The organism is Caulobacter sp. FV1ye13L (assembly GCF_058681155.1).
Map to the genome: position 1 here is coordinate 3,255,952 of NZ_CM178732.1, position 21,988 is coordinate 3,277,939.

The 21,988-nt window shown below is 64.0% G+C and carries 26 protein-coding genes; 18 read left to right on the forward strand and 8 right to left on the reverse strand.

Annotated elements, in window-relative coordinates; translation table 11 throughout:
• Window positions 1-2: 2 nt before the first annotated feature.
• The 4 genes from ACW176_RS15820 to ACW176_RS15835 all read right to left on the reverse strand — a co-directional run bounded on the left by ACW176_RS15820 (window position 3) and on the right by ACW176_RS15835 (window position 4,048).
• Complete coding sequence (locus ACW176_RS15820; protein WP_492109816.1) at window positions 3-818, reverse strand: hypothetical protein; 816 nt, start codon at window positions 816-818, stop codon at window positions 3-5.
• A 71-nt stretch (window positions 819-889) separates the two neighbouring features.
• Entirely contained in the window at window positions 890-1,759 is an 870-nt protein-coding gene (locus ACW176_RS15825; RefSeq protein WP_419317047.1) for an AAA family ATPase, read from the reverse strand.
• A gap of 120 nt (window positions 1,760-1,879) precedes the next feature.
• Complete coding sequence (locus ACW176_RS15830) at window positions 1,880-2,179, reverse strand: primosomal protein (RefSeq protein ID WP_492109817.1); 300 nt, start codon at window positions 2,177-2,179, stop codon at window positions 1,880-1,882.
• Between the two features lie 72 nt (window positions 2,180-2,251).
• Window positions 2,252-4,048 (reverse strand): tetratricopeptide repeat protein, encoded by a 1,797-nt coding sequence (locus ACW176_RS15835; RefSeq protein ID WP_492109818.1) that lies wholly within the window; start codon window positions 4,046-4,048, stop codon window positions 2,252-2,254.
• Between the two features lie 187 nt (window positions 4,049-4,235).
• Here ACW176_RS15835 and flbT point away from each other — a divergent pair, with 187 nt between their 5' ends.
• The 12 genes from flbT (at window position 4,236) to dusA (ending at window position 15,116) form a co-directional block, all read left to right on the forward strand.
• Entirely contained in the window at window positions 4,236-4,661 is a 426-nt protein-coding gene (flbT, locus tag ACW176_RS15840) for a flagellar biosynthesis repressor FlbT (protein WP_062146716.1), read from the forward strand.
• Window positions 4,621-4,983, forward strand: a complete 363-nt coding sequence (gene flaF / locus ACW176_RS15845) for a flagellar biosynthesis regulator FlaF (RefSeq protein WP_419255368.1) — start codon at window positions 4,621-4,623, stop codon at window positions 4,981-4,983. The genes flbT and flaF overlap by 41 nt, the downstream gene beginning before the upstream one ends.
• Before the next feature lie 234 nt (window positions 4,984-5,217).
• Window positions 5,218-6,036, forward strand: coding sequence for a flagellin (locus ACW176_RS15850; protein ID WP_419317041.1), 819 nt, complete (start codon window positions 5,218-5,220; stop codon window positions 6,034-6,036).
• A gap of 267 nt (window positions 6,037-6,303) precedes the next feature.
• A complete protein-coding gene (locus ACW176_RS15855; RefSeq protein WP_492109819.1) occupies window positions 6,304-7,125 on the forward strand; it encodes a flagellin in 822 nt (273 codons plus the stop codon).
• Window positions 7,126-7,238: 113 nt separating this feature from the next.
• Window positions 7,239-7,550, forward strand: coding sequence for a hypothetical protein (locus tag ACW176_RS15860; protein ID WP_492109820.1), 312 nt, complete (start codon window positions 7,239-7,241; stop codon window positions 7,548-7,550).
• 176 nt (window positions 7,551-7,726) lie between these two features.
• A complete protein-coding gene (locus ACW176_RS15865) occupies window positions 7,727-8,560 on the forward strand; it encodes a flagellin (protein WP_492109821.1) in 834 nt (277 codons plus the stop codon).
• An 89-nt stretch (window positions 8,561-8,649) separates the two neighbouring features.
• Window positions 8,650-9,204, forward strand: coding sequence for a UDP-4-amino-4,6-dideoxy-N-acetyl-beta-L-altrosamine N-acetyltransferase (gene pseH / locus ACW176_RS15870; protein WP_492109822.1), 555 nt, complete (start codon window positions 8,650-8,652; stop codon window positions 9,202-9,204).
• A 78-nt stretch (window positions 9,205-9,282) separates the two neighbouring features.
• Entirely contained in the window at window positions 9,283-12,102 is a 2,820-nt protein-coding gene (locus ACW176_RS15875; RefSeq protein ID WP_492109823.1) for a hypothetical protein, read from the forward strand.
• Between the two features lie 47 nt (window positions 12,103-12,149).
• Entirely contained in the window at window positions 12,150-12,830 is a 681-nt protein-coding gene (locus ACW176_RS15880; protein ID WP_492109824.1) for a hypothetical protein, read from the forward strand.
• 13 nt (window positions 12,831-12,843) lie between these two features.
• Complete coding sequence (locus ACW176_RS15885) at window positions 12,844-13,239, forward strand: hypothetical protein (RefSeq protein ID WP_419317029.1); 396 nt, start codon at window positions 12,844-12,846, stop codon at window positions 13,237-13,239.
• Between the two features lie 130 nt (window positions 13,240-13,369).
• Window positions 13,370-13,876, forward strand: coding sequence for a single-stranded DNA-binding protein (gene ssb / locus ACW176_RS15890; RefSeq protein ID WP_419317027.1), 507 nt, complete (start codon window positions 13,370-13,372; stop codon window positions 13,874-13,876).
• 220 nt (window positions 13,877-14,096) lie between these two features.
• Window positions 14,097-15,116, forward strand: a complete 1,020-nt coding sequence (dusA, locus tag ACW176_RS15895; protein WP_492109825.1) for a tRNA dihydrouridine(20/20a) synthase DusA — start codon at window positions 14,097-14,099, stop codon at window positions 15,114-15,116.
• On the opposite strand, the gene ACW176_RS15900 is transcribed toward dusA, so the two are convergent.
• Window positions 15,113-15,628 carry a TIGR02281 family clan AA aspartic protease gene (locus tag ACW176_RS15900; RefSeq protein WP_492109826.1) on the reverse strand — a complete coding sequence of 172 codons (516 nt, stop codon included), beginning with the start codon at window positions 15,626-15,628 and terminating at the stop codon, window positions 15,113-15,115. The two genes, dusA and ACW176_RS15900, sit on opposite strands and share 4 nt — an antisense overlap.
• A 255-nt stretch (window positions 15,629-15,883) precedes the next feature.
• Here ACW176_RS15900 and ACW176_RS15905 point away from each other — a divergent pair, with 255 nt between their 5' ends.
• The gene (locus tag ACW176_RS15905; RefSeq protein ID WP_492057324.1) at window positions 15,884-16,216 is read left to right on the forward strand and encodes a hypothetical protein; all 333 of its coding nucleotides are present in this window, start codon (window positions 15,884-15,886) and stop codon (window positions 16,214-16,216) included.
• A 3-nt stretch (window positions 16,217-16,219) separates the two neighbouring features.
• On the opposite strand, the gene ACW176_RS15910 is transcribed toward ACW176_RS15905, so the two are convergent.
• Window positions 16,220-16,435, reverse strand: a complete 216-nt coding sequence (locus tag ACW176_RS15910) for a DUF1289 domain-containing protein (RefSeq protein WP_492109827.1) — start codon at window positions 16,433-16,435, stop codon at window positions 16,220-16,222.
• 79 nt (window positions 16,436-16,514) lie between these two features.
• Here ACW176_RS15910 and ACW176_RS15915 point away from each other — a divergent pair, with 79 nt between their 5' ends.
• From ACW176_RS15915 to ACW176_RS15935, 5 genes are all read left to right on the forward strand, one after another.
• The gene (locus ACW176_RS15915; protein WP_492109828.1) at window positions 16,515-16,841 is read left to right on the forward strand and encodes a hypothetical protein; all 327 of its coding nucleotides are present in this window, start codon (window positions 16,515-16,517) and stop codon (window positions 16,839-16,841) included.
• Window positions 16,842-16,888: 47 nt separating this feature from the next.
• Window positions 16,889-17,770, forward strand: coding sequence for a nicotinate-nucleotide--dimethylbenzimidazole phosphoribosyltransferase (locus tag ACW176_RS15920; RefSeq protein ID WP_492109829.1), 882 nt, complete (start codon window positions 16,889-16,891; stop codon window positions 17,768-17,770).
• Between the two features lie 133 nt (window positions 17,771-17,903).
• Window positions 17,904-19,118: an acyl-CoA dehydrogenase family protein gene (locus ACW176_RS15925; RefSeq protein ID WP_492109830.1), complete on the forward strand. Its 1,215-nt coding sequence runs from the start codon at window positions 17,904-17,906 to the stop codon at window positions 19,116-19,118.
• Between the two features lie 113 nt (window positions 19,119-19,231).
• Complete coding sequence (locus tag ACW176_RS15930) at window positions 19,232-20,377, forward strand: acyl-CoA dehydrogenase family protein (RefSeq protein ID WP_492109831.1); 1,146 nt, start codon at window positions 19,232-19,234, stop codon at window positions 20,375-20,377.
• Between the two features lie 397 nt (window positions 20,378-20,774).
• Complete coding sequence (locus ACW176_RS15935) at window positions 20,775-20,906, forward strand: hypothetical protein (RefSeq protein WP_492111950.1); 132 nt, start codon at window positions 20,775-20,777, stop codon at window positions 20,904-20,906.
• Window positions 20,907-20,961: 55 nt separating this feature from the next.
• Here the strand turns inward: ACW176_RS15935 and ACW176_RS15940 are convergent, their stop codons facing one another.
• Window positions 20,962-21,261, reverse strand: coding sequence for a DUF8200 family protein (locus ACW176_RS15940; protein ID WP_492109832.1), 300 nt, complete (start codon window positions 21,259-21,261; stop codon window positions 20,962-20,964).
• A 67-nt stretch (window positions 21,262-21,328) separates the two neighbouring features.
• A complete protein-coding gene (locus ACW176_RS15945) occupies window positions 21,329-21,937 on the reverse strand; it encodes an LOG family protein (protein ID WP_492109833.1) in 609 nt (202 codons plus the stop codon).
• Window positions 21,938-21,988 lie beyond the last annotated feature (51 nt).

The following is a 21,988-nucleotide window of genomic DNA, read 5'->3' on the forward strand; positions in this document are numbered from 1 at the left end:
GTTCAGCCGCCGACGTTGTGGCGCACCAGGGCCTTCATGTCCTTGAACACGTCATGGTCGCCGGAATCGCGGTTCTTGGCCTTGATGGTGGCGACGGCGAGCGGCCCCCCTTTGGGGCCGCGCGCCTCGTAGCCGACCACGCGGTAGCCGCTGGGCGCCTTGTCGCTGGCCAGGATCAGGGTTGAGCGGATCGAGTCGCCGCGCTTGCTGTGACGGATCTCGGCGCCGTCATCACCGGCGCGGATATTGACCGCGCCGTCTCCAGTCTCGCCGTCATCGGCAGTGATGCTGACCGTTTCCTTGCGGTCGTCGCCCTTCACCGTGACGTTCTTGTCGATCTTGACTTCGGAGGAGCCGCCTTCGTTGCTGTTGATCGTGATGTGGCCGATCTTGATGTCGGCGCCATCATCGCTCGCGTCGATCCGCAGGCCGGGCAGATGGATGCTGGTCTTGTTGCGGTCGTGCTTCTCGCCCGGCTTCTGGTCGGTGACGGGCTTCAGCGTGGGCATCAGCGCCTTGAGCTCGGTCTCGATGGGCGCAAGGGCGTCCTCGGCGTCGCCATTGTTCAGCGACACCAGCCGCAGCAGCACATCGGCGTCGACGCCGGCATAGGCGCAGGACAGACCGTCGGCTGCGGCGCTGACACGCTTCAGATCGCCCTGCCGTTCCGGACAATCAAGCTTGGAGATCGTCCGGACAGGGTCGCGGCGAAGATGATGCTCTTGCTTTTCGGCCTTCACCGTTTCGCTGCGCTGACACCCCGCCAGCACCAGGGCGCTGGTGGCGGCCAACACAGCGATCCAAGTCGAATGACGCATGACCATCCCTCTGATTTCAGCGGGAAGGTGAGGGCCGTTGCGCCACTCGTCCAGTGAATTCAAGGTAAGGCCTACTGCCCGGGACGACCACCCGCGCCTTCGCGTCGGGCCAGGAAAGCCAGTCGCTCGAACAGGTGGACATCTTGCTCGTTCTTGAGCAGAGCGCCATGCAGCGGCGGGATCAGCTTGGTCGGATCCTTCTCGCGCAGGATGCTCTCGTCAATGTCCTCGACCATCAGCAGCTTCAGCCAGTCCAGGAGTTCGGACGTCGAAGGCTTCTTCTTCAGGCCCGGAACCTTGCGCATGTCGTAGAAGATCCGCAGGGCCTCGGCGACGAGCTTCTGCTTGATGCCCGGATAGTGGACGTCAACGATCGCCTGCATCGTCGCCTCCTCGGGGAAGCGGATGTAGTGGAAGAAACAGCGGCGCAGGAAAGCGTCCGGCAGTTCCTTCTCGTTGTTGGAGGTGATGATGATGATCGGGCGAACCTTGGCCGAGATCGTCTCGCCGGTTTCGTAGACATAGAACTCCATCCGATCCAGCTCTTGCAGCAGATCGTTGGGGAACTCGATGTCGGCCTTGTCGATCTCGTCGATCAGCAGGACGGGGCGCACGGGGCTCTCGAACGCCTCCCAGAGCTTGCCCTTCTTGATGTAGTTGCGGACGTCCTTGACGCGCTCCTCGCCCAGCTGGCTGTCGCGCAGGCGGGTCACGGCGTCATATTCGTAGAGGCCCTGATGGGCCTTTGTCGTGGACTTGATGTGCCAGGTCAGCAGGGGCGCGCCCATGGCCTTGGCGACCTCGTAGGCCAGCACGGTCTTGCCGGTGCCGGGCTCGCCCTTGATCAGAAGGGGACGCTCAAGCGCCACGGCGGCGTTGACCGCGACCTTGAGGTCCTCGGTCGCCACATAGTCGGAAGTGCCTTCGAAGCGCTGTCGCATTCCCACCCTCTGCCGGATCGATCCGGTCTCGAACAAGTGTTCAAATCAAGGGTTCAAACTACCGGGCGGCGCGCGCTTGGCAAGAGCGTGCGGAATTGAAACCAAATGAAGAGGCGGTTTCTATCGGGGGTCACGCCCGGGAAGCGTGTCGAGGGGCTCGCGTTCGACGTTCAGGCCCTCGTCGTCGCGCGCCCCTTCGATTTCGTCTTCGAGGTCGGCCAGCTCGCTATCGTCGAGGACGTCGAAGTCTTCCTCGATGTCACTCTCATCGGCGTCGCCATCGGCCTGGGTGACATCATAGACGTCGGCGATCTCGTCGAAATTGGCGATATCCTCGCCGTCGGGTGTCAGATGGGTTTCATCCAGAACCTCGGCGGTGTCTTGCGCATCGGGAGCATCGTTGATGTCCAGTTCGGCCATGGGAAAACTCCAGAAACGGCGAGGCCTTGCGCCTGCCGCACTGAAACAATCCTGCCGCAGTCGCAGAGTTCCCTAGCCGGGATAGGTTTCCGCCAGCGCGTGGGCCACGTCCTGCATCGTGGGCGACCAGTCGTAGTAGTCCGACGAGGAGAAACAGCGGATTTGCGGGTACCAAGGCAGGCTTTCCGTGCCCAGGCGGGTCCAGGAAGCCGCGCCGCTGATCTGCCAGACATTGGCGCCGCAAGCGCCGGCCAGGTTGATGGTCGCATTCGAGAAGCCGATAATCAGATCCATGGCGCAGCACAGCGCGGCGACGTCATCGAGATCCTTCTTCAGATCGATTCCTTCGGGCTGCCAGACATCAACCCCAAACTCGGCCTTGGCGTAGGCGATCTCTTCGTCGCAGTCGCCGTACTGCAGATTGACGAAGGTGACCCCTGGCGTTTCAAGGATCGGACGCCACAGGTCGAAGGGCGAGAACTGGCGCGCCCTCTCGCCATTCAGCTTGAGGCTCTTCCAGAGCAAGCCGACCTTGGGACCCTTGGGGGCGGCTTCGAGTTGCTTACGCCAATGGGCGACGCGCTCAGGATCCGCCACCAGGAAATTGGGGCGCGTTGGGAACGACTCCACCGACGGGCGCAGCACCGGCAGCAGTGAGCCGATCGGAGCCCACTGGTCGATCTTGCTCCAGTCGGAGACATGGGGCGCCGTGCGACGCACGCGGCCTTCAAAGGTCACCGTTCGGTGTGCGCTGACCTCGGCGCTGGGAAAAGAGCGTTGAAAAAGCGGGATCAGGCGATGCTCGACGGCGATCGACAGCGCGCCATCGGGGCCGATGGCGTCCAGCACGTCGGGCAACATGTTGGCGAACATCACTTCGTCGCCAAGACCCTGTTCGGCGCAGATCATCATGCGCTTGCCTGCCAAGGGCTGGTCAGCCGACCAGCGCGGTGCGTCGATCAGGAAACGAGGCGCGTCGGACAGGTCGGGCGAGAAGCGCGACTCGTAGGCAGCCCAACCTTCGCTGACGCGGCCCAGGCAGAGCAGAATCGTCGACCTGGCAAACTGCATCATGGCCAGGTCTTCAGCAGATTCGACGTGGGCAATGGCCGCCTCACAATCCTCCAGCGCGCCCGGGACATCGCCCAGGTCGAGGCGGGCATAGGCGCGGTTGTGATAGCCCTTGCCAAAGTCGGGGGCGAGGCGAAGGGCTTCGTCGAAGAAGGTGAGGGCCTGCTGACCGTCACCCAGGCTGCACATCACGGTGCCCAGGGTGTTCCAGAGGATCGGCTGGCTCTGGTCCGCCATGATGGCTGGCCGAAGAATGTCGATGGCCTCGGAGCATTGATTGAGGTCGCGCAGGGCGCAGGCCAGATTGTTGGTCGCTTCCACGCAGTCGGGGCGGGCCAACCGGTAGTGCGCGAAGAACTTCGCCGCCAGTTCCGGCATGTCCATGCGATAGGCCAGTCGCCCCAGGTCTCCCGCGACGGGCCCGTGGTCCGGCAACAACTGCAGCGCCGCTTCGTAGGCGCGCATCGAGGAAACAAAGTCGCCGTTCTTTTCGCGGGCGATGGCCAGCACGTGCCAGGCGACGCCTTGTCGCTCGTCTTTTTCCAGCACTTCCAGCGCCAGCGAATCGGCCTTCTGGAAGTCGCGAGACTGGATCGCCGCAATCGCCTGACCAAGCAGACGGGCTGTTTCGCGGTTCTTGAGCTCGCTGGCGGCGCGGTCGAGCCGTGCGAGGGCCTCGAGCGAAGCCGAATCACCCATGGTGGTTCCAGCGATGCCCCGCTGAACGATCGCCGCCGCAGTGATCTCCTGCTGGGCCAACGTGCTGCCGGAACCCTCGAGGGCGCGTTTGCGGGACATTGGGTAAGCCTTGCGGATTTGGAGTTAACCATCCTGTGGGGCAGTATGTTTAACTGAGTCCTAAGCTGCGGCTCACGGTCGCAGGGTCAGCAAGACAGCGTTAACCCGACCCGGCCTAACTTTCGCTCGACCCGCTAATCCTGGCGGTTCGGGCTGTCGTGGTGATTGCAAAGAGGAGCGGCATAACGTGCCTTTGAAGCTTTCGCTGAAGCCCGGCGAGAAGTTCGTCTTGAACGGTGCTGTGGTCCAGAATGGCGACCGTCGCGGCGTTCTCGTGCTCCAGAACAAAGCCTCCGTCCTTCGGGAAAAGGACATCATGCAGCTGGATCAGGTGACGACGCCATCACGTCGCATCTACTTCCCTGTCATGATGATGTACCTGGAAGAAAGTGTCGCCGAACGGTTCTACGAAGATTTTGCTACGCGCCTGAACGAGTTCATGAGTGTGGTGCGCAACCCGGCCGTGCTGGCCGATTGCATCGCGATCTCAAAGCACGTCATGGCGCGCGAGTATTATAAAGCGCTCATGTTGAGCCGAAAATTGATCGAGTACGAAGACGAGAGGTTGGGGCATGTCTCTTCGAGCCTATCAGCAGGCGGCGACGAGGGCTGAAAATCCGCGTGAGCTGGAATACCGCCTTTTCGGGCAGGTGACGCGCGCCCTCATGGACGCGTCCCAGGCCCCTGAGGACGATATTGCCAAGCGGATCGACGCGCTCGACTGGAATCGCCGGGTTTGGTCGGCGATGGCCACCGACTGCTCGCTGCCCGAAAACTCGCTCGCACCCGAACTGCGCGCGAGCATCATTTCACTCAGCCTTTGGGTCGGTCGCCACTCCAGCGCAGTCATGCGCAAGGAGGAGGATTTTGAGCCGCTGATCGATATCAACCGGACGATCATGCAAGGCTTGGCGGGACGCGTCGAAGGGGCCTGAACCATCAGGCGCCAATTGCCCAGCGCATTTAGGTAGTTCCTGCCGCCCGGCGAATGTTGCATTCGCCGGGCGGTTGCTTTTTTGGGTTAGCCCCAGATAAATCTCATAGAAATCATAGGATTAGGTTTTGGCGCCCGCGTGCGTTCAGCTGGCCCGTCCCTTGCGATGGTGACCGCAGGCAAAACGCCCAGCCGGCTCGCGCCGGAGAAATCCGACCAAAACGGTAGGTGACCTATGATGAACTCAATCAACACCAATGCTGGTGCGCTCATCGCACTGCAAAACCTCAACTCGACCAACTCGGAGCTTGCATCAACCCAAGGCCGCATCAACACCGGCAAGAAGGTCGCCAACGCCAAGGATAATGGCGCGATCTGGTCGATGGCCAAGCTGCAGAGCAGCAACTCGAGTTCGTTGAATGCCGTGAAGGATTCCCTCCAGCGCGGTCAATCGACGATCGACGTTGCACTCGCAGCTGGCGATACGATCACTGATCTGCTCAGCAAGATGAAGGAAAAGGCCCTGGCCGCTTCCGACACCTCGCTGAACACCGCGAGCTTCAACGCCCTGAAGGCAGACTTCGAGTCGCTGCGTGATCAAATCACCAAGGCGGCTACGAACGCCACGTTCAACGGCGTCAGCATTGCTGACGGCACGACGGCGGCCCTGACCTTCCTGGCGAATGCCGATGGCGTCGGTTTCACCGTTACCGCCAAGACGCTGTCCCTAACCGGCATCGGCCTGGCGGCCGGCTCGACCTTCACCGACGCGGCTACAGCCAAGACGATGATTGCCACGATCACGACTGCTCTCACCACCGCGACCAACAAGCTGTCGTCGCTGGGCACCAATTCTGTGGGTCTGGACACGCACCTGACCTTCATTGGTAAGCTGCAAGACAGCCTGGAAGCGGGCGTGGGCAATCTGGTCGACGCGGATCTGGCGAAGGAAAGCGCCAAGCTCCAGTCGCTGCAAACCAAGCAGCAGCTGGGTGTGCAGGCGCTGTCGATCGCGAACCAGACGCCGCAATCGATCTTGTCGTTGTTCAAGTGATCTGACACGCCGGACGATCTTCGGGTCGTCCGGCGCCTCCTTTACCCGGCGCCTAGTGCCCGGCAAAATTTGCCTGCGACCAGCGACCCCCGGCAGTTCCTGCCGGGGGTCGCTGTCGTAAACAGATCTATAACGCAAACTTTTCAATGGCTTGTAGGATCTTGCCGGGTCGGCAGCTTTGGCCCGGTCATTGCTTCCTAGGGTCCAGAGCAAAATGCTCCCGACTGTCAAAATGACGTCGGCCTGCCTTGAAAAGGACCCTTCGTAATGGCGATGAACAGCATCAATACGAACGCTGGCGCACTGATCGCGCTGCAAAACCTGAACTCCACCAATTCGGAACTGGCGACCGTCCAGCAGCGCATCAACACCGGCAAGAAGGTGGCCAGCGCCAAGGACAACGGCGCCATCTGGGCGACCGCCAAGAACCAGTCGTCGATGGCGTCGTCGTTGAACTCGGTTAAGGATTCGCTGCAGCGCGGTCAGTCGACCATCGACGTGGCCCTGGCCGCCGGCGACACCATCACCGACCTGCTCAGCAAGATGAAGGAAAAGGCCCTGGCCGCTTCCGACACTTCGCTCAACACTGCCAGCTTCAACGCCCTGAAGGCCGACTTTGAATCCCTGCGCGATCAGGTGACCAAGGCCGCCACGAACGCGCAGTTCAACGGCGTCAGCATCGCCGACGGCACGACCACCAAGCTGACCTTCCTGGCCAACTCTGACGGTTCGGGCTTCACCGTCACCGCCAAGACGCTGTCGCTGGCCGGCATCGGCCTGACGACCACTTCCAGCTTCACCGACGCCGCCACCGCCAAGACCATGATCACCACGGTGAGCACGGCTCTGGGCACGGCGACCAACAAGCTCGCCTCGCTGGGCACCAGCTCGGTTGGCCTGGACACCCACCTGACCTTCGTCGGCAAGCTGCAGGACAGCCTCGACGCCGGCGTGGGCAATCTGGTTGACGCTGACCTGGCCAAGGAAAGCGCCAAGCTGCAGTCGCTGCAAACCAAGCAACAGCTGGGTGTGCAGGCGCTGTCGATCGCGAACCAAGCTTCGTCGTCCATCCTGAGCCTGTTCCGCTAAGGAATAGGGGAGGCGGGCCCTCACGGGCCCGTCTCCGTTTCTTTCAGGCTTGAAGACGAGGAGAACCCGCACCACCAGAGGACGCCGCCGCGTAGGCGATGGCGCAAGGAGAGATGGAAACAAAAGCCGCTCTGTCGGCCGTCGCAGCCGAACCGAACCCTTCGGGTCAATTTTCTAAAGTCAACGCCCCGGAGCCATCCGCGGGCGCCGTTGTCGTTTCCGAATCGCGCGCTGATTCGGCCGAGCCACAGCCGGGCGACCTCCGCCTGGTGATCGAGCAGGACGAGGATAGCGGGGCATTTATCTACAAGACCGTGGATCGCCGAACGGGTGAAACCCTGCAGGTCCTGCCGCGGGAAGACGTGCTGAAACTCAAGCACGCCGCCAATTATGATCCAGGCGACGTTTACGACGGCCTGACCTAACGCGCCTGAGTCGCGCGCTTTGACCCTGCGGCGCACCGTCGCGGGGAGAGTCCGTTATGGTTTATTTCCGTTAACCATAACCTTACCTTCTGATCCTACGGTCGGCTCCGTGAGGGCTCGCTCGCTGAAAGGCGCGCGAACCAAACCCGGAAAAAATTTCCGATCGGAGGCCGCGAATGTCGCTCAGCGTCAACACCAATCAGCCCGCGCTGATCGCTCTGCAGAATCTGAACAAGACCAATGACGACATGCAGGGTGTGCAAACCCGCATCAATACGGGTCTGACAGTCTCTAGCGCCAAGGATAACGCGGCGGTCTGGTCGATTGCCCAGGAACAGCGCGCGGATATGAACGCGCTTTCGGCCGTCAAGATGAGCCTGGATCGAGCGACGTCCATCGCCGATGTCGCTTTGGCTGCGGGCGAGTCGATCTCGGATCTGCTCAGCCTGATGCGCGAAAAGGTCGTGGCGGCCAAGGACACGTCGCTGACCACCAAGTCTCGCCAGGCTCTGAATGCCGACTTCCAGGGACTGGTCAAGAATCTCACCCAGGTTCTGTCTAGCGCCAGCTTCGATGGCGCCAACCTTTTGAACGGCAGCCTGAGCGTCGACGTCTCATTCCTGGCCGACGCCGACGCCGGTACAGCGATCACGCTGAACCTGCAGAATCTGTCGCTGGGGGGGGCAATCAACACCCTGACCGCCACTGACGACATCCTGGATATCGCCAACGCCACCAACGTCCTGACCCGCCTCGACGCCACCATGGGCGCGGTAAACCAGGCCGTCGGCAATATCGGCACCCAGGCCAAGCAGGTCGAGGCTCACCATAGCTTCGTTTCCCGCCTGTCGGACGTGCTGGAAACCGGTGTGGGCAACCTGGTCGACGCAGATCTGGCCAAGGAAAGCGCCCGCTTGCAGGCCCTGCAGGTGAAGCAACAACTGGGCGCCCAGGCGCTCTCCATCGCCAACTCGGCGCCGCAGATCATTCTGAAGCTCTTCAACGGCTAGCCCTGAGACGCAGTCTTCGTTTCAGCGCCCTAGTCCATCGGCGGCGCGCAGGGTACGCTTTGAATAGCTGTCTGGGGGAATTGGCCGGGATGATCGACCTTCGCGATTTACAGGATCAGGATGAGGGCGTGCTGTTTCAGTGGCGCTCGGAACCTGAAGTCGATCGCTGGATGTCGGACGCCGCTTTCCCCAGCCGCGACGCCCATGCCGCCTGGTTTGACGGTCTTCGCAACGATCCCGACATGCGCGGCTGGATGATCACGCGGGCCGGCGTGCCCGCGGGCCTTTTGACCCTTTCTGGCCTGCTGAGCCATCACCGCCGGGCGAGTTGGAACTGGTTTCTGGGCTCGGCCGAGGCCAGAGGCCGCGGCGTCGGCCGCGCCGCCCAGGTGCTGGGGCTGGATCGCGCTTTCGGGGAGCTTGGCTTGCACAAGGTTTTTGCCGAGGTGATGGCCGACAATGACGCGGCGCTGAAGGCTCAGGTCGCGACCGGATTTCGGCGCGAAGGCTATCTGCGGGGTCACGTTCTCAAGAACGGAACCGCCCGCGATGTCGTGCTGCTGGGGATCCTGGCCTCGGAATGGGGCCAACTGCGCGAAGCGGCCCGTCGCGGCTTGACCGAAGCGCACCTAATCGCCGCGTAACCAAGGGCCTTAACGAGTTTTCAGCGTTACGCGTTCAACTATAGGCGGGGCGTTTCGCGCGCCCCGACAGGACACGCCGTGATCACCTTCGATACCAGCGCACTGCTCGGCTACTATCAGGCTCGCACGGGCCAGCTGAACGGCGCGTCGGCGACGGCAAGCTCCCCGTCGAAATCCAAGGCCGTTGTCCCCACGGCGCCGTGGATGTCCGGCTCGACCGAGCCCAGCGCCTTGGTCAAGGCCGCCTTGAGTGGCCGAAAGTTCGTCGATGAGGCCGGCAATGCGTCCAGCCTCAAGGGCGCCAGCGGCGACTACAAGAAGCTCTTCGCCACCTATCAGGCGCTCAACACCCTTTCAGCGATCGCAGCGCGGGCAGCCGAAAAGGGTGTCACCGACAGCGAGCTCAAGAGGCTGCAGACCGCCCTGACCAAGGGGCTGTCTGAAGTCACCAGCTACACCCAGAACATGAGCCTGGATCAGGGGCGCCTGACGCCGGGCGCGGTGATGGCCACCGACCGTTCGACTGTGGGCGTGCCCAAGAGCGTCTACAGCTACATCACCGACACGATCTACAGCGGCCAGTCCGACGACGAAGTGCCCAAGTTCCAGGGCAATGTCAGCTTCGACCTGTCCGTCAAGAAGTTCGGCGCCACCACAAACGTGACCATGGACCTGTCGCAAATGGGCGCAACGCCCAGAACGATGTCCAACGTCGTCAGTTTCATGAACGGCAAGCTCAAGGCCGAGGGCTTCGAGACCAGCTTTGCCGTCGAACGCAAGGTCGGTGAGACCCGAACCGTGCAGGTCAACGGTCAGCCGGTGACACTGCCGGCGACCGGCGACGACTTCGCCCTGCGGGTGAAGGGCGACTCGACCGAGCAACTGACCTTCACCGCCACGGCTGCGTCGCCTGCCGTCTACATCACGACCGCCGCCGGCAATCCCGATCCGGACAAGGACACCAAGACCGACGACGCGGTCATCGAGAATACCCTGACCAAGTACAGCGCCGCCGGCGGCGGGCAGCCTGGCGGCAAGGTCTTCTCCGAGACCCTGCAGGGCACGATATCCAGCGTTCGCAAGACGGTGTCGGCCTCCGACGGCTCGATCTACATGCTGGCCGATGTCATCAAGGATGTGAACGGCCAGGTGATCAAGGGCGACCAGGACGTCGCGCTTCTCAAATACGATTCGGCCGGCCATCTCCTGTATGCCCGCAGCCTGGGCGCCACAGACTCGGCGAGCGGCCTCAACCTGGCAGTCGCCGACGACGGCAGTGTGGCTGTCGCCGGCTCGGTGACCGGCCGGCTGCAGGGCGCGGTCGATGGGCCGATCAATTCCGACGCCACCTCGGGCAAGACCGACAGCTTCGTCACCCGCTATGACGACAAGGGCGACGAGCAGTGGACGGTGCGGCGCGGCGCCATGCTGGAAGACGAGGCGACCGCTGTCGCTTTCGGCTCCGACGGCATCCTCTATGTCGGCGGACGATCCAAGTCCGACCTGCCGGGTTCAACATCTGCCAGCGGCGGCGAGTACGATTCCTATCTGACGGCCTTCGCCACCGACCTGAACGGAGGCCCCAAGGCGCTGTTCACCCAGAAGTTCGGCACTGCCGAGAATGACTCCGTCTCCGACATCGTCGTGAACGGCTCTCAGGTGGTCGTTGGCGGCAAGGAAAACGGCAACGCCATTCTGCGCAGCTTCACCGTAGCCCCGACCATCGTCACCGAGAACGCCACATCGGTCACGTCCGCGGGCGTGACGGTCACGACGCCGGTGACCTACACCAAGGCCGCCACCCTTTCGCAGGGCGCGGTGCGCGATCTCGGCTCGCTGAAGGGCGGCGAGATGGTCGGGCTGAAGATCGATGGCGGCCAGCTCTACGTGGGCGGCCATACGTCGAATGGCGCGCTGAGCCTTGGCAATACGACGGCTGCGGCATCGGGTGGTTCGGATGGCTTTGTGGGCCGTCTATCGCTTGATCTGACCGACACCAGCGCCGACACCCTGGCCTATTATGGCGGTACGGGCGACGATACCGTGACCGGAATGGCGGTCTCAAACGGCTCGGCGTGGCTGGTGGGCGCCGCGGGCAAGGATCTCGAAGGCCAGACGACGGTCGGGGAGAAGGATGGCTATGTCGCGCAGATCAACGTCGCCACGGGCGCGGTGTCCTGGTCGCAGCGGCTGACCGGCAAGGACGGCTATGCGACGCCGACCTCGATCGCGGTCGACCAGGCCGGCTCCAGCAGTCTCGACGCCTTTGGTCTGCCCAAGGGCAAGATGGATTTCAGCCAGTCGGAGCGCCTGGTCTCCGCGACGGCCGCCCGCGCGGGGGATACTTTCCAGATCCGCACCCGGGAGCGTGGGACGCTGACGACGATCACCATCGACGCCAAGGACACGCTGGAAACCCTGGCCGACAAGATCAAGCGCGCCTCGGGCTTCCGGGCCAAGGTCGACATGTCCAGCGACGGCAATGCCCGCAAGCTGAAGATCAGTCCCGCCTATGCGACCTCAACGATCGAGGTTCTGGCGGGGAAGGGCGGCACCGACGTGCTCCAGGCCCTGGGTCTGGCCGCCGGCGTTGTCCGCAACACCAAGGTCGAGAGCGGCAAGACGGTTTCGGCTGATGGCGGTGGCCCGGTGTTTGGCCTGCAACTGCCGCCCGAACTGGATCTGTCGGACGAGGCGGGTCGCAAGAACGCCTCGTCGGTGATCACGCGCTCCATGTCGTCCGTGCGCACCGCCTATCGCGAAATTGCCGACATCGCGATGGGGATCGACAGCAGCGCCGCCGCCACCTCGGGCAAGGCCGGGGGCACGGTGCCGGCCTATCTGAAGAACCAGATTTCCAATTATCAGGCTGCTCTGAACCGTTTGACGGGCGGATAGGCCCTGTGGCGCTTGAAAGCGCCATCATCGCGTCGTAGCCAGTGTTCATGGAACTTCTGAAAGACCGACGCATCGTTCTGGCGGGCGGCGCCGCTCTGGCGCTCGTGGCTGGTCTCGGCATCGCCATCGGGCTGCTGGGCGGCAAGGACAAGTCGACGGAACCGCCGCCCGCCTCCCGCGCGGGCCTGATCGTCGAGACCGGACGAGCCGACGACACCAAGCTGGACCCGGCGCGGCCGCTACGCTGCTTCGTCGGCGGTCAGTTCGTCGGCGAGACCACCCTGGCCGAGTGCGCCAAGAAGAATGGCGTCGCCACAGGCGCTCTGGATGTCGGCGTTGACGAGACCGGCGCCCTGGCCGCCGCCGATCAGGCCGGTACGGTTCTCACACCGCTGCCGCCGCCCACCATCGACGCCCCGCCGCCATCGGCCGTGACGCCAGGACCCGCGCCTTTGCCGGCCGCGACCGCCTCAAGCACACCCCTGGCGGCCTGTTGGCGCTATTCCGGCGCCGAGTGGCGTCGTCTTCCGGGTGACATCACCCTGAACGCCTGCGCCCAGACCCTGTTCGCCGGACGCTGCGAGCGACCGGGCGGGGCCACCTACGGTCGCTGGGGCGAGGAAACCCTGCGGCTGGTTCCTGGCCGTGTTGAAGCGTCGTTCGACAATCGTTCCTTCCACACCGTGATCGACCAGGGACCGAACTGCTCGATCCCGGCCGCCGGCTAAGACGAGTACCGCCATGCGCCGTCCGATCCTGATTGCAGCCGCCGTCGCCGCCGCAGGCCTTGCCCTGACCGCGTGCGAAAAGCAGATCAAGGCCCCCTTCGAGAAGGGCGTCTGCTTCCATGTGGCGACCAACAAGGACAAGACTCTGCGTTTCAATCCCGTGGAGCGCAACGTCCAGTCCATGGAGCAGTGCGCCGGGACCCTCGAAGGGATGCGCATTCGTTTCGTACGCATGGGCAGCCCTAACCGGAACCTCACCGGGGCGTACCAGGGCAGCTTCATCTTCCTGGAAAAGGAAGGGATCTATCTGGGCCAGACCTATGACGGAGCGCGCTTCATGTCCCTGGTTCGTACCGGAGACGGTCGTCTGGCGGTGCCGGGCGCGATCCGCCAGGCGCCGGCGCAATAACGCCATTCGCCCAAAATGCTCACCGTCCACAAGAACGTATTGAGAACAAATTGAGTTGACCGCGGCACTCCATTAACGTCTTGATCGGATTCCGGCGCGCAGGTCGCCGGGCGAGAACAAGGTCGAAACGATGGCGGGCAGCGTCAACAAGGTCATTCTGGTGGGCAACCTCGGGGCCGATCCCGAAATCCGCAGCCTGGGTTCCGGTGACCGCGTCGCCAATCTGCGCATCGCCACCTCGGAAAGCTGGCGCGACCGCACCTCGGGCGAGCGCAAGGAAAAGACCGAATGGCACCGGGTCGTGATCTTCAACGACAATCTGGTGAAGGTGGCCGAGCAGTATCTGCGCAAGGGTTCGACGGTCTATATCGAGGGCGCGATCCAGACCCGCAAATGGACCGACAACACCGGCGCCGAAAAGTATTCCACCGAGATCGTGCTGCAGAAGTTCCGTGGTGAACTGACCATGCTGGGCGGTCGCGGCGACGGCGCAGGCGCCTCGTCGGGCGGTGGCGATGACGGCTACTCCAGCGGTGGCGGTGGCGGTGGCGGCTATGGCGGCGGCGCGCCGCGCAGCCAGCCTAGCGGTCCGCGCGAGAGCTTCTCGGCCGACCTCGACGACGAAATCCCGTTCTAGAGCGGAATAAGGCTCGAAACCTAGCTGGCGGCCGGCTCTCCTGGGAGCCGGCCGTTTCTGTTGCGCCGTCCTCGCAGCGCCTGGCCGATGATGGGCCGAGTCTGGTCGATCGCGACACAGGCGCGGCTGGTGTAAGGATGGCGGCAATGGTCAGGAATGACGGCATGTCAGGTCGCGCCCTCGCACCTACGCCGTCGGACAAATTTTGAAATCAGCGAAAATGAAGCCGCTTCAACCGCATAGATTCTCCGTCGCCCCGATGATGGACTGGAGCGATCGGCATTGCCGCTCGTTGCATCGGTCCCTGTCGAGCCGCGCGCTGCTCTATTCGGAGATGGTGACCAGCGGCGCCGTCTTGCATGGCGACCGCGAGAAGCTGCTGGGTTTCGACGCGGGGCAGCATCCTGTAGCCCTGCAGCTTGGAGGCTCAGACCCCGCTGAACTGGCGCTGGCGGCGCGGATCGGCGAGGACTTCGGTTACGACGAGATCAATCTGAACGTCGGCTGCCCCTCCGACCGCGTGCAAAGCGGCCGGTTCGGCGCCTGTCTGATGCGCGAGCCGCAGCTGGTGGCCGAGTGCATGGCGGCCATCAGCGACGCGGTGTCGGTTCCAGCCACGGTGAAGTGCCGCATCGGCGTCGATGACCAGGATTCCGAGGAAAGCCTGTTCGCCCTGGTCGACGCCAGCGCCGCAGCGGGTGTCGGCAGTTTCGTGGTTCACGCCCGCAAGGCCTGGCTCAAGGGGCTTTCGCCGAAGGAAAACCGCGACATTCCTCCGCTGGACTACGAGCTGGTCTATCGGCTCAAGCGCGAACGCCCGCAGCTGACGATCGTGATCAATGGCGGCGTCACTGACCTCGACGCGGTCGAGGCCCACCTGGCCCATGTGGATGGGGTGATGCTGGGGCGGTCAGCCTATCACGAGCCGGGTCTGCTGGGCGCGGTGGACCGGCGCGTGTTCGGCGAGGCCGTCGCCGATGTGTCCGAGTTCGAGGCCGTTGAGCGCTTCAAGCCCTATATCGCCGAGAAGCTCGCGGCGGGTGTCCATCTGGCGGCGATGAGCCGGCACATGCTGGGCCTGTTCCATGGGCTGCCGGGCGCGCGCGCGTGGCGGCGGATCCTGACGGTCGAGGGCGTGCCGTCCGGCGCCGGTCTGGAAGTCGTCGATCGCGCCCTCGACGCGGTGCGCCAGGCGATGGAGGCGCGAGAAGCCCGGTTCGCCGCGAGCGTTTCCGCTTAAGGGTGCAGGATCAGCGCGCGGGGCGTGGCCTCGAAGCGCGACAGGCGGCCCAGATAGCTCATGCCCAACAGCGAGGTTTCCAGGCCTTTCTCGATGACCAGGGCGTCGACGTCGCGTACGCGGGCGCCGGCGATGGCCACGCTGGCCAGTTTCACAGACGCGGCGCGAGTGCGGCCGTCGGCGGTGATGACGGTGTAGTCGTAGGTCAGCTTGTCAGTGTCGATGCCCAGGCGCTGGGCGTCAGCCATGCTCAATGAAACGGCTGTGGCGCCGGTGTCGACCAGGAACCGAACGGCCTTGCCGTCGACCGCGGCCTCGGCCCAGAAATGTCCGTCGGCGCCCTTGGTGAGTTGGGCTGCGCCGTCCGCGCCGCCGAGCGTGGCGCTGGCCGCCGTCGGAGCGCGCAACTCAGGGTGACGCAGGTCGTCCAGAGACACTACGGCCTTGGCGGCTCCCACCGCCGAGAGCGCTCCCATCATCGCGATCGCCGCGAACTTCAACATCGAAGACACCCCGCCTTGAAGGCTTTGTGACCGTTTTCTTCGGCCGTTGAAGGGGACCCTAGAGCGAAAGGCGTTTGCAACCGGTGAATCGGACCGATGATTTATTGCTTATAGTTAATGATGGCGTAATGCTGATTGTCGTTTTTCGATAAATACTGTGATTAAACTTGTGTAATGAACTACATGTCCTCGAATTAACTTCAGCTATGTTTTGGGTGGCAGTATCTCTTGCCGCGCAAAAAGTTGCTTATCGAGGGAACTCAAATGAAGTCGATCATCATCACCGCCGCTATCGTTGCTTCGGCGCTGACGGGCGTCGCCCATGCCGGATCGAAGGTCTCCGACAAGGAATTCCTGCAGGCGGCGCGCTGTCGCGGCCTGGCGGCTTCGGAGGGCCTTGGCCAGCTCGACACCGCAGCCGTCGATCTGCTGCTGCGCACCGAAGGCTATCCGCGCGCGCTGTCGCTCAAGCTGTCCGCCAATACCAAGATGAAGGCGGCTCAGGCGCAGGGCGACAAGGCCGAGGGCGCCAAGAAGGAAAAGCTGCTGGCTGAACGCCAGGACGACTGCGCCGCCTGGCTGCAGGGCGGCCAGTAAGGTTCAGGTCTGGCCAGTCATCAGGCTGGTCGCAGGATTGGGGCGATCGGGGAGGGCGGCCATGATCTCGGCCCTCTCCTGATCGCTCAGTCGGCCCCAGCCGGCGATTTCCGGCAGGGTGCGGCGGCAGCCCAGGCAATAGCCGCTGCGACCATCCACGGCGCAGACCTTCACGCAAGGTGTGGCGATCGGGCGGGGTGGGGCGGCGGTCGAGTCCATCACCAATTGTCTCCGGTTCGCGCGCGCGGCGCAACGCCCGACGCGAGCGGGGGCTCTGATCTTCATCCGGGAGGGATTTATGAACATCGCTCGTTTCGCTTGCGCCGCCTTGGCCCTGGCGGCGGCCACGCCAGTCTTGGCCGGGCCACGCTTGACGGATAGCCAGTTCATCCAGGCCTCACGCTGTCAGGCCCTGGCAAAGGCTTCCAGTCTGGGCCCGAGCGACGCCGCTGCGTTCGGCGTTCTGATCAAGGCCCAGCGCCAGGGGCGGGCCGACCACATCATCGACAAGGCCTCGGAGGCGATGAGCACAGCGAGTGGTCAGGCCCGACGGGCCGATGAGGCGGCCAAGGCCGGCCTGATCGCTGAGCGCGACGGTTCTTGCCAGGCCTTGCTGGCCCGCTAGCCGCCAGCCACTTTACAAGACGGGACGCGGGCGCCAAAGCCCGCGCCATGACCGCTTCACCGTTCGACGACATTCGCGCCCTGGCTTCCGCTCCCCCGGCGGCCGGCGCCGCGCCCGCCTTGGACCAGTCCGACCGGCTGGCGGAGATCTCGTCCTGGCTCACCGCCTGGACGGGCAAGACGCCGCCCGCCGTGAACCGGCCGGTGGTGGCGCTGTACGCCGGCGCCCGTCAGGGCGTGGGTCCGCGCGGCTATGCCCGCGACCGGCTCGAAGCCGTGGCGTCCGGCGGCGCGACCGTTTGCCGACTGGCGGGCGCGCAGGGCGCGGGTCTGGAAGCCTTCGATCTCGCCGTGGACCGCCCAACGCCCAACGCCGTCGACAAGGCCGGGATGAGCGAGAAGGAATGCGCCGCGACCATGGCCTTTGGCATGGAGGCCTTGGCCAAGCAGCCTGACCTACTGGTCCCTGGGGTGATCGCCGCTGAAACCGACATGATCGCGTCCTGCATGGCCTTGGCCCTGTTCGGCGGCGAGGCCAGCGACTGGACAGACGCGCCGGATCTGGTCGTGGCCGCTGTAGAGCGCGTCCGCGAGGAAGGCGGACTTGATGACCCGCTGCAGGTGCTGCGTCAGCTGGGGGGGCGCGAGACCGCCGCTGTCGCCGGCGCGATCCTGGCCGCTCGCATTCAGAAAATTCCGGTGCTGCTGGATGGCTATGCGGCCTGCGCCGCCGCCGCCGTACTTTATCGGATCGATCCGGCGTTGCTGGACCATTGCATTGCTGCCCATGTCGGTGCGGCAAGGGGGCATGCCCGACTGCTGGCGGCCCTCGACAAGCGGCCGCTTCTGGCGCTCGATATCGTCGACGAGGAAGGTGTGGGCGGCGCCAGCGCTCTCGCCCTCGTCAAGCTGGCTTGTGAAGCCCGTTAGGGTTCTAACTGAACGCGGATCATATTCGCTTCCGTTGACGCTAACGTCATCTTTCCAAACGTCCGTTCGACATCTATCGTGGCGCACAGATCAATCGGCCCCTCATCAAAGAGGCCGAAACCGGGAGCCCGCCATGAACCTCGACTTTTCGCCCGAAGACGTCGCCTTCCGCGACGAAGTCCGCGCCTTCATCGCTGAAAACTATCCGGCCGGCCTGCGTGAAAAGCAGGAAGAGGGCGAGGAAATGGCCAAGGAAGACTTCCTGGCCTGGCACCGCATTCTGGCCGACAAGGGCTGGGTGGCCCCGGCTTGGCCCGAGAAGGTCGGCGGTCCCGGCTGGACCTCGGTTCAGCGCTATATCTGGTCCGAAGAGACCGCCCGCGCCGACTGCGTGCCGATCCTGCCCTTCGGCATCAACATGGTCGGGCCGGTGATCTACACCTTCGCCACGCCTGAGCAGAAGCAGCGGTTCCTGCCGCAGACCCTGTCGGGCGACATCTGGTGGTGCCAGGGCTATTCCGAGCCGGGCGCGGGCTCTGACCTGGCCAGCCTCAAGACCAAGGCCGAGCGCTTCACCGGCGACGACGGCAAGGAATATTACCTGGTCAACGGCCAGAAGACCTGGACCACCCTGGCCCAGCACGCCGACTGGATCTTCTGCCTCGTTCGCACTGACCCTGTCGCCAAGATCCAGGAAGGCATCTCGTTCCTGCTGATCGACATGAAGTCGCCGGGCGTCACCGTCCGTCCGATCATCACCCTGGGCGGCGAGCACGAGGTCAATGAAGTCTGGCTCGAGAACGTCAAGGTGCCGGTCGAGAACCGCATCTTCGACGAGAACAAGGGCTGGACCTGCGCGAAGTTCCTGCTCGCCCACGAACGCTCCGGCATCGCCGGCGTCGCCCGCTCCAAGCGCGGCATCGAGCGCATCCGCGCCATTGCCGGCGCCGAGCTGTCGGATGACGGCGAGACCCTGATCCAGGACCCGACCTTCAAGCGCAAGGTCGCTGAACTGGAGATCGACCTGACCGCCCTGGAGTTCACCGAGCTGCGCACCCTGGCCGGCGAAGCGTCCGGCAAGGGTCCCGGGCCCGAGTCGAGCGTCCTGAAGATCAAGGGCACCGAGATCCAGCAGCGGATCACCGAGCTGGTTCTGGAGGCCGCCGGCCACTATGGCGCGCCCTATTTCCGGGGCTTCCCGAACGACGGCGACAACGCCCATCCGATCGGCCCGGACTTTGCCCATCGCGCGGCGCCCCACTATTTCAATGTCCGCAAGACGTCGATCTATGGCGGCTCCAACGAGATCCAGCGCAACATCATCGCCAAGATGGTGCTGGGCCTCTAGCCACCACGCCTTTCATCCCGGACGCGCCTGTGGCGCGATCCGGGACCGCCGCACACAGTGACCCATAAGATCCGGGCCAAGGCCTGGACGACAGAAGAAACGGAAACCCTGGGATGGATTTCAACTTCACCGAAGAGCAGTCGATGGTTCGTGACACGGTCGCGAGCTTCCTGCAGGACAAGTACGACTTCGAGACGCGCCGCAAGATCGTGGCCTCCGAGAGCGGCTGGCGCGCCGATTACTGGAAGGCTTTCGCCGAGGAGCTCGGCATCCTGGGCGCCTCGTTCAGCGAAGAGCTTGGCGGCCTGGGCGGCGGCGCCATCGACAACATGATCATCATGGAAGAGTTCGGCAAAGCCCTGGTCATCGAGCCCTATCTGGGCTCGGTCGTCATCGGCGGCGGCTTCATGAAGCACTCCGGCTACGCCCACGCCGCCTCGGTCATCGAGGGCATTGTCGGCGGGACGACCACCATCGCCTTCGCCTATGCCGAGCCGCAGGGCCGCTATACCTGGCGCGACCTGAAGACGACGGCCAAGAAGGACGGCTCGGGCTATGTCCTGAACGGCCACAAGGCCGTGGTGGTGGGGGCGCCGTTCGCCTCGCACCTGATCGTCACCGCCCGCACCGGCGGCGCCCAGCGCGACGCCGGCGGCGTGTCGGTGTTCCTGGTCGACAAGAGCCTGCCCGGCATCGTCACCCGCGACTATCCCACCGTCGATGGCGGTCGCGCCTCGGAAGTCTATTTCGAGAACGTCTCGATCCCGGCTGACGCCCTGATCGGCGGCGAGGGCGAAGGCCTGCCGCTGGTCGACAAGGTGATCGACGAGGCCACGGCCGCCGTCGGCGCCGAGGCTGTCGGCGTGCTGCGCAAGCTGCACGAAAACACCCTGGACTACGCCAAGCAGCGCAAGCAGTTCGGCACCGCCATCGCCAACTTCCAGGTCCTGCAGCATCGCATGGTCGACATGTTCATCAATGTCGAGCAGGCCGTGTCGATGACCTACATGGCCACCATCAAGATCGATGAAGACGCTGAAACCCGCGCCAAGGCCGTGTCGTCGATGAAGGTCCAGATTGGCCGCGCCTGCAAGTTCGTGGGCCAGAACGCCATCCAGATCCATGGCGGCATGGGCATGACCGACGAGCTGGCCATCGGTCACTATTTCAAGCGCGCCTCGATCATCGAGGGCCTGTTCGGCTCGGTGGATCACCACCTCAAGCGCTACGAAACCCTGTCGTTCAACGCTGCCGCCTAGCGTTTTGGGCGGTGACGCCCACGGAATAACGACCTGAAATCCGGAAAGCCGCCTGCGTCACGCCGACGCGGGCGGTTTTTCTTTGCGCGGTCGCAGTTTCCGTCGTCGAGGCCAGGCGCTCGGCGCTCAGGATGCGCAGGCGGACACGCGCCAGCGAGGAAGCCAGGCCGTGCGGGGCCTGTGCGCCGCTGAGGTGGAAAAATGACTGTATACGGAGTTAAATCGCGACCGGCGCCGGCATCAAAAAACGGCATGTTCCGTGCTCTGATATGATCAGTTTACGGATTAAAACCGCTTGCGATTCGCCCGGTTTGGCGCATGCTTTTTCTCGACGCGCTGACGACTAGGAGGGGACCACCCCTGTAAGCCGCGCGCGTCTCCTGGTCCAACGGCCTGTCTGGGAGACGCCGCCATGAATGTATCGAAGATGAACCACGCCATGATGTCCTTCGCCCTTCTGGGCGGGATGCTGGTCGGTGGTAGGTCCAGTTCGCCGCCCAAGCCACCCAAGCCCGCGAAGGGCAAATAGGCTTAGGCGCAGCGTAGAAGGGGCGATCCGCATGCGCGGATCGCCCCTTTGCGCATCAGGGCTTGGCGGCCGTGTTGCAGTCTGCGATGCCGGCGTCGTCCAGGGCTTCGCCGCGATAGTTGAACGAGACGACCGCGCCGAGCTCGGCGGCGACCTTGCGGCAAGTCCGGGCGATCGGCATGGATTTCACTTGCGGCGCGGCGCAGACATCGCCGTTGCAGCGCCAGATGGCCCCGTCCTGGATCAGGCTGGGCACCTTGGCCGGAGCCTTGAGCTTCAGAACCGCGCCTTCAGCGGCGAAAGCGCCAGTCGACAGGGCGGACGCCGCGACAAGCGCGGAGAAAAAAATACGCATGATTGTTCCTCTATCCCCAAGGCCGACGGGGAGGTCGGCCTGCCTACAAGTGCGTTGCGTTTTGAAACTAAGTCAACAGCCGAACACTTGTTTGAGGGCCGCTTTGATAGAATTCGGCGTCCCATGACAAGAGCGCCGGGGTCACATCCTGCGCCTTTTCGACCGAGCGCCATGTATCGGCCAGGGCGGGCGGGGTAAGGCCCTCGTCGATGGTATGCTGCAGCAGGGCGAACAGCGGGTCCCAGAAGCCGCGCGGATTGTGAAAGACGATCGGCTTCTGATGCAGGTCCAGCCGCCGCCACGACAGCAACTCGATGATCTCTTCCAGCGTGCCGATCCCGCCCGGCAGGACGACGAAGGCGTCGGCCTGTTCGAACATCAGCATTTTCCGTTCGTGCATGTTGTTGACGACAAGGGTCTCGACGTCGTCGAACGGCTGCTCGCGGCCGGTCAGGAACTTCGGGATGATCCCCAGCACGCGCCCACCGGCGGCATGGGCGCCGCGCGCCGTGGCGCCCATCAGGCCGACACCGCCGCCGCCGTAGATCAGCTTCAGGCCCGCCTGGGCGAAGCTGGTCCCGATCTGGCTGGCGGCTTCGATGAAGGCGGGGTCGGCGTCATTGGAGGAACCGCAATAGACGCAGACGGAGTCCAGGCGCCTAGACTCATCGGGCATCGTCGTCCACTCCAGCAAAAGAAAGGGCGCGCCGCAGCGGCGCGCCACCTA

Coding starts and splice junctions, on each gene's coding strand:
- ACW176_RS15820 (WP_492109816.1), bottom strand. CDS start 818: ATGCGTCATTCGACTTGGATCGCTGTGTTGGCCGCCACCAGCGCCCTG.
- ACW176_RS15825 (WP_419317047.1), bottom strand. CDS start 1,759: ATGCGACAGCGCTTCGAAGGCACTTCCGACTATGTGGCGACCGAGGAC.
- ACW176_RS15830 (WP_492109817.1), bottom strand. CDS start 2,179: ATGGCCGAACTGGACATCAACGATGCTCCCGATGCGCAAGACACCGCC.
- ACW176_RS15835 (WP_492109818.1), bottom strand. CDS start 4,048: ATGTCCCGCAAACGCGCCCTCGAGGGTTCCGGCAGCACGTTGGCCCAG.
- flaF (WP_419255368.1), top strand. CDS start 4,621: ATGTCTCTTCGAGCCTATCAGCAGGCGGCGACGAGGGCTGAAAATCCG.
- ACW176_RS15850 (WP_419317041.1), top strand. CDS start 5,218: ATGATGAACTCAATCAACACCAATGCTGGTGCGCTCATCGCACTGCAA.
- ACW176_RS15855 (WP_492109819.1), top strand. CDS start 6,304: ATGGCGATGAACAGCATCAATACGAACGCTGGCGCACTGATCGCGCTG.
- ACW176_RS15860 (WP_492109820.1), top strand. CDS start 7,239: ATGGAAACAAAAGCCGCTCTGTCGGCCGTCGCAGCCGAACCGAACCCT.
- ACW176_RS15865 (WP_492109821.1), top strand. CDS start 7,727: ATGTCGCTCAGCGTCAACACCAATCAGCCCGCGCTGATCGCTCTGCAG.
- pseH (WP_492109822.1), top strand. CDS start 8,650: ATGATCGACCTTCGCGATTTACAGGATCAGGATGAGGGCGTGCTGTTT.
- ACW176_RS15880 (WP_492109824.1), top strand. CDS start 12,150: ATGGAACTTCTGAAAGACCGACGCATCGTTCTGGCGGGCGGCGCCGCT.
- ACW176_RS15885 (WP_419317029.1), top strand. CDS start 12,844: ATGCGCCGTCCGATCCTGATTGCAGCCGCCGTCGCCGCCGCAGGCCTT.
- ssb (WP_419317027.1), top strand. CDS start 13,370: ATGGCGGGCAGCGTCAACAAGGTCATTCTGGTGGGCAACCTCGGGGCC.
- dusA (WP_492109825.1), top strand. CDS start 14,097: ATGAAGCCGCTTCAACCGCATAGATTCTCCGTCGCCCCGATGATGGAC.
- ACW176_RS15905 (WP_492057324.1), top strand. CDS start 15,884: ATGAAGTCGATCATCATCACCGCCGCTATCGTTGCTTCGGCGCTGACG.
- ACW176_RS15910 (WP_492109827.1), bottom strand. CDS start 16,435: ATGGACTCGACCGCCGCCCCACCCCGCCCGATCGCCACACCTTGCGTG.
- ACW176_RS15915 (WP_492109828.1), top strand. CDS start 16,515: ATGAACATCGCTCGTTTCGCTTGCGCCGCCTTGGCCCTGGCGGCGGCC.
- ACW176_RS15920 (WP_492109829.1), top strand. CDS start 16,889: ATGACCGCTTCACCGTTCGACGACATTCGCGCCCTGGCTTCCGCTCCC.
- ACW176_RS15925 (WP_492109830.1), top strand. CDS start 17,904: ATGAACCTCGACTTTTCGCCCGAAGACGTCGCCTTCCGCGACGAAGTC.
- ACW176_RS15930 (WP_492109831.1), top strand. CDS start 19,232: ATGGATTTCAACTTCACCGAAGAGCAGTCGATGGTTCGTGACACGGTC.
- ACW176_RS15940 (WP_492109832.1), bottom strand. CDS start 21,261: ATGCGTATTTTTTTCTCCGCGCTTGTCGCGGCGTCCGCCCTGTCGACT.
- ACW176_RS15945 (WP_492109833.1), bottom strand. CDS start 21,937: ATGCCCGATGAGTCTAGGCGCCTGGACTCCGTCTGCGTCTATTGCGGT.